The sequence below is a fragment of the Longimicrobium sp. genome (assembly GCF_036554565.1).
Taxonomy (GTDB): domain Bacteria; phylum Gemmatimonadota; class Gemmatimonadetes; order Longimicrobiales; family Longimicrobiaceae; genus Longimicrobium.
On the sequence record NZ_DATBNB010000436.1, the window covers coordinates 1 to 7,604 of the forward strand.

The 7,604-nt window shown below is 67.1% G+C and carries 9 protein-coding genes; 1 reads left to right on the top strand and 8 read right to left on the bottom strand.

The genetic code is table 11. From position 1 onward, the window contains the following. Window positions 1-216: 216 nt before the first annotated feature. The gene (gene ftsY / locus VIB55_RS11915) at window positions 217-1,146 is read right to left on the bottom strand and encodes a signal recognition particle-docking protein FtsY (RefSeq protein WP_331876868.1); all 930 of its coding nucleotides are present in this window, start codon (window positions 1,144-1,146) and stop codon (window positions 217-219) included. Between the two features lie 275 nt (window positions 1,147-1,421). Between ftsY and VIB55_RS11920 the strand changes: the two genes are divergently transcribed. Further along, on the top strand, window positions 1,422-1,604 hold the full coding sequence (locus VIB55_RS11920; RefSeq protein WP_331876869.1) for a hypothetical protein: 183 nt from the start codon (window positions 1,422-1,424) through the stop codon (window positions 1,602-1,604). A 147-nt stretch (window positions 1,605-1,751) separates the two neighbouring features. On the opposite strand, the gene VIB55_RS11925 is transcribed toward VIB55_RS11920, so the two are convergent. The 7 genes from VIB55_RS11925 to VIB55_RS11955 form a co-directional block, all read right to left on the bottom strand. Next, complete coding sequence (locus VIB55_RS11925; protein ID WP_331876870.1) at window positions 1,752-3,206, bottom strand: NAD(P)(+) transhydrogenase (Re/Si-specific) subunit beta; 1,455 nt, start codon at window positions 3,204-3,206, stop codon at window positions 1,752-1,754. Further along, window positions 3,203-3,517, bottom strand: coding sequence for an NAD(P) transhydrogenase subunit alpha (locus VIB55_RS11930; RefSeq protein WP_331876871.1), 315 nt, complete (start codon window positions 3,515-3,517; stop codon window positions 3,203-3,205). The genes VIB55_RS11925 and VIB55_RS11930 overlap by 4 nt, the downstream gene beginning before the upstream one ends. Window positions 3,518-3,555: 38 nt before the next feature. After that, window positions 3,556-4,698, bottom strand: a complete 1,143-nt coding sequence (locus VIB55_RS11935; RefSeq protein ID WP_331876872.1) for an NAD(P) transhydrogenase subunit alpha — start codon at window positions 4,696-4,698, stop codon at window positions 3,556-3,558. A 170-nt stretch (window positions 4,699-4,868) separates the two neighbouring features. Then, entirely contained in the window at window positions 4,869-5,483 is a 615-nt protein-coding gene (locus VIB55_RS11940) for a superoxide dismutase (RefSeq protein WP_331876873.1), read from the bottom strand. A 164-nt stretch (window positions 5,484-5,647) separates the two neighbouring features. After that, window positions 5,648-5,869 carry a DUF433 domain-containing protein gene (locus VIB55_RS11945; RefSeq protein WP_331876874.1) on the bottom strand — a complete coding sequence of 74 codons (222 nt, stop codon included), beginning with the start codon at window positions 5,867-5,869 and terminating at the stop codon, window positions 5,648-5,650. Window positions 5,870-5,876: 7 nt separating this feature from the next. Then, a complete protein-coding gene (locus VIB55_RS11950) occupies window positions 5,877-6,644 on the bottom strand; it encodes a DUF4276 family protein (RefSeq protein WP_331876875.1) in 768 nt (255 codons plus the stop codon). Continuing rightward, a partial coding sequence (locus tag VIB55_RS11955) for an AAA family ATPase (protein ID WP_331876876.1) occupies window positions 6,644-7,604 on the bottom strand: 961 nt, incomplete at its 5' end. The genes VIB55_RS11955 and VIB55_RS11950, both read right to left, overlap by 1 nt.

Here is a 7,604-nt window from a genome sequence, read left to right on the forward strand (position 1 = left end):
AGCACGCTCGCAGTCCGCGCAGGCGGACTTCGTGATTTTCCAGCTGCGGTTTTACCCGCCGGGACGGGTCCGGGGCCTCGGCTGCGGTGACCGCTGCCGCGCCCCGGCTGGTACGTGTCCGCGGCAAGATCCTTCGGCGCGCACAGGATGAGATGCGGGCCGGTGCCGTGCGCTTGCGCCTCTGGATGACAGATCGCAGTCTTCCATCCGAGGGGATTACGCCTCCAGCACTTCCTCCGCGAACGACTCGATCTCGAAGGGCACCAGGTCGCCCATCTTTTCCCCCACGCCGATGAACTTCACCGGCAGGTCGAACTCTTCCTTGAGCGCCACCACGATCCCGCCCTTCGCCGTCCCGTCCATCTTGGTCAGCACGATCCCCGTCAGCGGCAGCGTCTGCCCGAAGGTGCGGATCTGCGCCATGGCGTTCTGGCCCGTGGTGGAATCCAGCACCACCAGCGTCTCGTGCGGGGCGCCCTCCAGCTTCTTGCCCAGCACGCGGTGCACCTTTTCCAGCTCCTTCATCAGGTCGGTCTGCGTGTGCAGCCGGCCCGCCGTGTCCACGATCAGCACGTCGGTGCCCTTCGCCACCGCCTGTTCGTAGGCGTCGAAGGCCACGGCGGCGGGGTCGCGCCCCGGCTCGCTTCCCACGAAGTCGCACCCCACGCGCTCCGCCCAGCGGCGCAGCTGCTCGATGGCGCCGGCGCGAAAGGTGTCGCCCGCGGCGATCATCACCTTGCGCCCCTGCCGCGTCAGGCGGTGGGCCAGCTTGGCGATCGTCGTGGTCTTGCCCACGCCGTTGACGCCCACCACCAGGAACACGGTGGGGCCGCCGTCGTAGTTGAAGCGCAGCGCCGTGTCAGCGCGGCCGGCGCTGAGGATGGCCACGATCTCCTCACGCACCGCGCGCAGGAAGTCGCGCGACGATCGGGCGATGCCGCGCTCGGCCAGCTTCTCGACGACATCCACCAGGCGCAGCGTGGCCGGCACGCCGAAGTCAGCCGCGATCAGCGTTTCTTCCAGCCCCTCCAGCGATCCCTCGTCCAGCCCCTTCACCAGCACCGAAACGTCGGTGAGCGCCACGTCGACGATGCGGTCCCACAGCGACTTGCTTCCTTCTTCCTTCTTGCGGAACAGACGAGCCATCAGCCTACCCGAGAAAAGCCGGCGCGCAGCCGGCGTAAGCGATTCGACATCAGCCGGACGTGGGATGCGCACAGATCCCACGGCGGTGGCGGAATATATCCTACATCCGCACGCGAGCAATCGCAGCCGTCCGTCGCGGGGGAGAGGCGGCTCCGAAAACCTCGACCGTCTACGCGGAACTCGGATTGTGAATTGTGTCCGCATGCGGAGGCTGCGGCACGGCTCTGGCTGTCCATCCGGGCATCCGCAGGCCGATTCACAGGGAGGAATGGACGATGAAGAAGCTGAAGCTGCAGGTGGAAGATCTGAGCGTGGAATCCTTTACGACCGCCCGCCCCGCCGAGGAGCACGGGACCGTGCAGGCGCACGTGGGAACGCTGGTGGGCGGCTCGTGCCCGGCGGTCACCTGCCGGACCTACGACGACACCCTCTGCGGCCTGACTCTCGGCTGCGAGTAACCGTCGGACCGCCATGACGAACGAAGCCCGCCGGAGTCATTCGGCGGGCTTCGCTTCGCGTCAGAGCGAGGATTTTTCCCACGAAAAGGCCGGACAAAATAATTTTTCCCGTGCTTGAGGAGCATGTAGCGGAATAATTCCGACAGGCTAGCTCAATGCCTTTACCTCCTGCACCAGGCGCTCGAGGGACTTCCGGGCGTCGCCGAAGAGCATGCCGGTGCGGGGCAGATAGAAGAGCTCATTCTCCACGCCGCTGTAGCCCGCGGCCATGCTGCGCTTGAGCACGATCACGTTTTTGGCGCGGTCCACGTTCAGGATGGGCATCCCGTAGATGGGGGACGACGGGTCCGTGCGCGCCGCGGGGTTCACCACGTCGTTGGCGCCGATCACCAGCACGGCGTCGGTGCGCTCGAACTCGTCGTTGATCTCGTCCATCTCGAAGAGCTGGTCGTAGGGCACGTTGGCCTCGGCCAGCAGCACGTTCATGTGGCCGGGCATGCGTCCCGCCACCGGGTGGATGGCGTACTTCACCCGAACGCCGCGCGCCTGCACCAGGTCCACGAGCTCACGGATGACGTGCTGCGCCTGCGCAACGGCCAGTCCGTACCCCGGCACCACCACCACCTGCCCGGCGTACGCCAGCAGCACCGCCGCGTCGTCGGGCGTCACCGTGCGCACCGTCAGCCCGGCCGCGGAGCGCGCGCCGCCCTCCGCCGCAGCCCCGCCGAAGCCGCCCACCAGCACGTTCAGCAGCGAGCGGTTCATGGCGTCGCACATGATCTTGCTGAGGATAATCCCCGACGCGCCCACCAGCGCCCCGCTGACGATCAGCGCCTGGTTCTCCAGCACGAACCCCGTCGCCGCCGCGGCCAGCCCCGAGTACGAGTTGAGCAGCGAGACAACCACCGGCATGTCGGCCCCGCCGATGGGAATCACCAGCAGCACGCCCAGCACCAGCGCCACGAGGCCCAGGACGAGCGTGGAGACCGCGAGCGGGCCGGCGTCGAACGCCGAATCGCGCACCATCACCAGCGGAAACGCGACCGCCGCGACGGCCACCAGCGCGAGCAAGCTGGTGAGGAGTCGCATCCCCGGGAACGACACCGGGTTGCCGGAGATCTTCCCATTCAGCTTCCCGAACGCCACGAAGCTCCCCGAGAACGTCACCGCACCAATCAGCACGCTCAAGGTGATGGTGATCACTAGCCGCCCGTCCAGCGCCGCCAGCCCGTGGCGGGCGAAGCCGGAACCCGCGAAGCCCTCCGCCTGCGCCGCGGTGTAGCGGCTGACCTCAGCCCACGCCACCAGCGCCGACGCCGCGCCGCCCAGCCCGTTCAGCGCGGCCACCATTTCCGGCATCTGCGTCATCTGCACGCGAGCGGCGAGCAGAATCCCCAGCACAGTCCCCAGCGCCAGCCCGCTGGCGATCATCCACGGCGACAGGATGCGGGCGGAGACCAGCGTGGCCACGATGGCGATCAGCATCCCGACCGCCGAGAGGCGGTTGCCGGCGCGCGCGGTGGCGGGAGAGTTCATCCGCTTGATGCCGATGATGAACAGCGCCGCGACGGCCAGGTAGGCCAGGTTCACCAGCGTGCTCATCGGCCCTCTCCAGCCTGTCCATCACCCGCCTTCGCCAGCTCGCGCTTCCTGAACATCTGCAGCATGCGATCGGTCACCAGGTAGCCGCCCACCACGTTGATCGTCGCCAGCACCAGCGCGCCGAAGCCCAGCCACTGCGCCACTGGCGAATCCACCATCCCCGCCGCGGCGATGGCGCCCACGACGGTGATGCCGCTGACGGCGTTGGTGCCCGACATCAGCGGCGTGTGCAGCGTCTGCGGGACCTTGCTGATGATCTCGACGCCGACGAACGACGCGAGCACGAATACCACGAGCAGCGTTACGACCATGGAGGCGCGGCGTGGGAGGGGGAGAAGGTCGATGCTCGTCAGGCGGGAGCGGAGGCGAGGAGGGTGCGGACGCGCTCGTTGACCACCCGGCCGCCGGCAGTAACGCACATCCCGCGGAAGATCTCGTCGTCCTCCGCCGGTGCGAACGCGCCGTCCTTGGCGAAGTACCCGACCAGGGCCGCCATCGTGCGCGCGTACATCTGGCTGGCGTGCACGGGCATTTCGGCGGGCAGGTTCAGCGGGCCGTAGATGCGGACGCCGCCCGCATGCGACGCCACGCCAGGGTGCGTGAGGGCGCAGTTGCCCCCGTTGGGCGCCGCCAGGTCCACGATCACCGATCCGGCCGCCATCCCGCCGACGGCCTCTTCCGACACTAGCAGCGGCGCGCGCCGGCCGGGGACGAGCGCCGTGCAGATCACCACGTCCTGCGCGGCGACGTGCGCGCCCAACAGCTCCACCTGGCGCCGCTGCCGCTCCTCGTCCAGCGCGGCCGCGTACCCGCCGCCGCCCTCGGCGCCTGCCGTGTCCAGGTCCAGCGTGATGAACGTCGCTCCCAGCGAGCGGGCCTCCTCTGCCGCCGCCGCGCGAACGTCGTACGCCGACACCACCGCGCCCAGCCGCCGCGCCGTGGCGATCGCCTGCAGCCCCGCCACGCCGGCGCCCAGCACGAGCACCTTGGCGGGCCGCATCGTTCCCGCTGCTGTCGTGAGCAGGGGAAAGAAGCGGGGCAGCGCCTCGGCGGCCAGCAGCACCGCGCGGTATCCGGCGACGGTCGCCATGGCGGAGAGCGCGTCCATGCTCTGCGCGCGGGTGGTTCGCGGCACCAGGTCCATCGCCAGCGCGGTGGCGCCCGTGGACGCGATGCGCTCCATCCGCGCGGCGTCGTCCAGCGGCCGCATCAATCCGACGACCACGCTTTCCGGCCGCAGGTGCGTCAAGTCGTCCTCGCCGGGGCCGTTCACCGTCGCCAGCACGTTGGCGCGCAGCACTTCGGCCCGGGAGACGACGTGGGCGCCCGCGGCCTGGAATGCGTCGTCGGGGAAGTACGCGGCCTCGCCCGCGCCGCTTTCGACGAGAACCTGCACGTCCTGCGCGGCCAGCTTCGCGCAGATTTCGGGGACCAGCGCAACGCGGCGCTCGCCGGGCGCGGTTTCCGTGGGAACGCCGATCGTGAGCGGCATGGGGCGGGGAGCGGAGGGATGGGTGGCGATGGATGCAGCGTAATCGCGCGCACGGGGAAACGCCAGAGGTTCGCTGCAACGGGTGGATGGGAAACGCCGCGGATGCGAAGCGCCCCCGTCCGTGTGCTGGACGGGGGCGCTGCGATTGCGATCGGATGCCGGGCGGCGCGTCAGCCGACGTTCGCCTCGTAGCGGCGGGCCACCTCGTCCCAGTTCACCACGTTCCACCAGGCGGTGATGTAGTCGGGACGACGGTTCTGGTAGTGCAGGTAGTACGCGTGCTCCCACACGTCCAGCCCCAGGATGGGCGTGCGGCCCTCCATCAGGGGCGTGTCCTGGTTGGGCGTGTCGGCGATCTGAAGCCCGCTGGCGTCGGCCACGAGCCACACCCAGCCGCTGCCGAAGCGGCCCTTGCCGGCGTTCGCCCACGCCTCCTTGAAGGCATCGAAGCCGCCGAACGTGCTCTCGATGGCGTCGCCCAGGGCGCCGGTGGGGGCGCCGCCGCCGTTGGGGCTCATCACCTTCCAGAACAGGCTGTGGTTGGCGTGCCCGCCGCCGTTGTTGCGTACGGCGCCCTTGATGTCCGCGGGCACCTCGTCCAGCCGGCGCATCAGCGCGTCGATGTCGTCGCCGGCGTCGAAGTCGGGGTGCTTGGCGAGCGCCGCGTTCAGGTTGTCGACGTAGGTCTTGTGGTGCTTGCCATGATGGATCTGCATCGTCTCCGCATCGATGTGCGGCACCAGCGCCTCGTGCGCGTACGGCAGCTCGGGCAGTGTAAACGCCATTCCTCCACCTCCCTCAGGGTTGATCAACGGGTCTGGTCCAATCCGCCGCGGGGCGCCCACCCTCCCGCCCCGCCGAAGCAGGACCAATGTAGGCCGCAACGTTTGTTCCGCCACCCGCGACGGGGCATCATGCAGACGGAGAACCTGCTCGATCAGTTCGGCGGCTACGCGTGGAGGTGGATGATCTCGCCGGGACCGATCCGGTCGAGCGCCGCGGTCGCCTGCTCGCGACTGACGGTAGGGAACGAGCGGAGAAAGTCGTCGAGACTGTCGCCCGCCAACAGATGGTCGATCAGGTTCTGAAGAGGCACGCGCGTACCGACGAAGACCGGCGTGCCCCCCAGGATGTCCGGATCACAGTGTATGACGGGTGTGATTTCGGTCATACCGCGGTTACACGTAGTCACTGAAGTCCTCGGGCGTGGCGTCGAAGTCGTCGGCCATATGCACGATCAGCCCGGGCTCAACACCCGGAACGCGAGGTTCCCGCGGCCCCAGAGCTTCCAGCTTGACCAGCCACTCAGCAAAGTGCGGACAACGCGCACGCATCGCACCGATTCCGATCTTCTGCGCGATGATCGGTCCCGCAACTGCCTTCTGGTACTCGGGGATCGCTTGGATGATGCGCTTCGACGGGGCTGTTTCGGGTGAATCGTTGATCGTCTCGGGGCTTGTAACCGACTCAGACAGCCTGATCAGGCGATCGATCGCGGATTCATGCTCAACGTAGTGCCACTCGAATTTCGCGGGATTCGTGAGCAGCAGCGCCTCGAACTCGTGGAGCTGGATGTACGGAATCAATCTCCGATCATCGACGATGCTCCCCAGCGCCCGCTCCAGATGCCGGACGCGGGCGTAGGGATCTTTGACCTGGGCTGATGTCACGTACTCCGGAAAATCTGTCGGCAGCGCATAGAGATCAAACATCGTGGTGAAGAACGCACTGTGGTCTTCGGCCATCCATCGTTCAAGATCGCGAAGCGCCTTGCCAAAATCGCGCAAGCCGCCCCGGAACACCTGGTCAGGGCGGCGGCGGTCGCGTCTTGTCGTGACACAGCGCGCGGTCGCCACGACTCCGTAATCGGCCAGATGGGGCGCGAGCACCTGGTATACGAATGCCTCTTCGGTCTGACCCTCCGCCAGGACGTTAAGACGCACCATCAGTGCGGCCTTCCTCCCAGCACGTTCTTGTCCCACAGGTCCGAAAGCGTGTACTCCTCCAGCCACGCTTCCAGCTTGTAGCGGTCCAGACGCCGGAAAACGGATTCGGACCCTTCGCGCTCGACCACGATCACCTGCTCGGGTTCGAAGTGGTCAAGGAGCACGGGCGATTGCGTCGCCACGATCACCTGCCGGTGCAGCGAAGCCGCTTGCAGCAGGCCGGCCAGCACGGCGATGGCACGTGGATGCAACCCAAGCTCCGGCTCGTCGAGGATGATGACGGACGGCATCTCGGTGGTCGGCTGCATGAGCAATGCAAAGAGCGCCATCGCCCGCAACGTCCCGTCGGAGGCCTGATGCGGGCCAAACAGCATGTCGTTCCCAACCTCCCGCCAGCGCAAGAGGATGCTATCTCCTTCCGGCTCGAGCACGAAGTCGGCGAAGTAGGGCGCAATCTGCCGAAGCGTGCTCGTGATGCGCTGATAGTGCGCCGGATGCTGTTGCCGGATTCGGAGCAGAAGCGGCGCGAGGTTGGCGCCATCTTCTTTGAGGGCGTGACTGTCGGTGACGCTCCACCGCTGGCGGATGCGAGCCGTTTCGGATGTGTTGTGGAACTGGTAAACAAGGCAGTCCGATAGGAACGCACGGATATCCTCCGTCAGAACCCTGAGTTCAACCTGCGCTTCGGCAAGAATCAGGTTCGACTCGCCATGGCCGGAGCCCAAGCCATGGTGGCTCTCGCTCCACCCCACCGTGTACTCGTGCCTACGAGTGATGCGTTCATCTGCGAAGATGAGCTTATCCTGTGCTGCATAGGATAAGAGAAAGCCATATTCCCGCAGTTCAGAACCTGCAGCAAACAGGAGATTTGCGTTGATTTCTTGGGTGATGCTGGACCCACTGTAAAGTAAGGTGCTCGCGCCGCCAGCCTTCGCCACGAATAACTGAAGATCGCCGGGT

What these genes read in the sequence shown, in the direction of transcription:
- ftsY (WP_331876868.1), bottom strand. Translation starts at nt 1,146, where the DNA reads ATGGCTCGTCTGTTCCGCAAGAAGGAAGAAGGAAGCAAGTCGCTGTGG.
- VIB55_RS11920 (WP_331876869.1), top strand. Translation starts at nt 1,422, where the DNA reads ATGAAGAAGCTGAAGCTGCAGGTGGAAGATCTGAGCGTGGAATCCTTT.
- VIB55_RS11925 (WP_331876870.1), bottom strand. Translation starts at nt 3,206, where the DNA reads ATGAGCACGCTGGTGAACCTGGCCTACCTGGCCGTCGCGGCGCTGTTC.
- VIB55_RS11930 (WP_331876871.1), bottom strand. Translation starts at nt 3,517, where the DNA reads ATGGTCGTAACGCTGCTCGTGGTATTCGTGCTCGCGTCGTTCGTCGGC.
- VIB55_RS11935 (WP_331876872.1), bottom strand. Translation starts at nt 4,698, where the DNA reads ATGCCGCTCACGATCGGCGTTCCCACGGAAACCGCGCCCGGCGAGCGC.
- VIB55_RS11940 (WP_331876873.1), bottom strand. Translation starts at nt 5,483, where the DNA reads ATGGCGTTTACACTGCCCGAGCTGCCGTACGCGCACGAGGCGCTGGTG.
- VIB55_RS11945 (WP_331876874.1), bottom strand. Translation starts at nt 5,869, where the DNA reads ATGACCGAAATCACACCCGTCATACACTGTGATCCGGACATCCTGGGG.
- VIB55_RS11950 (WP_331876875.1), bottom strand. Translation starts at nt 6,644, where the DNA reads ATGGTGCGTCTTAACGTCCTGGCGGAGGGTCAGACCGAAGAGGCATTC.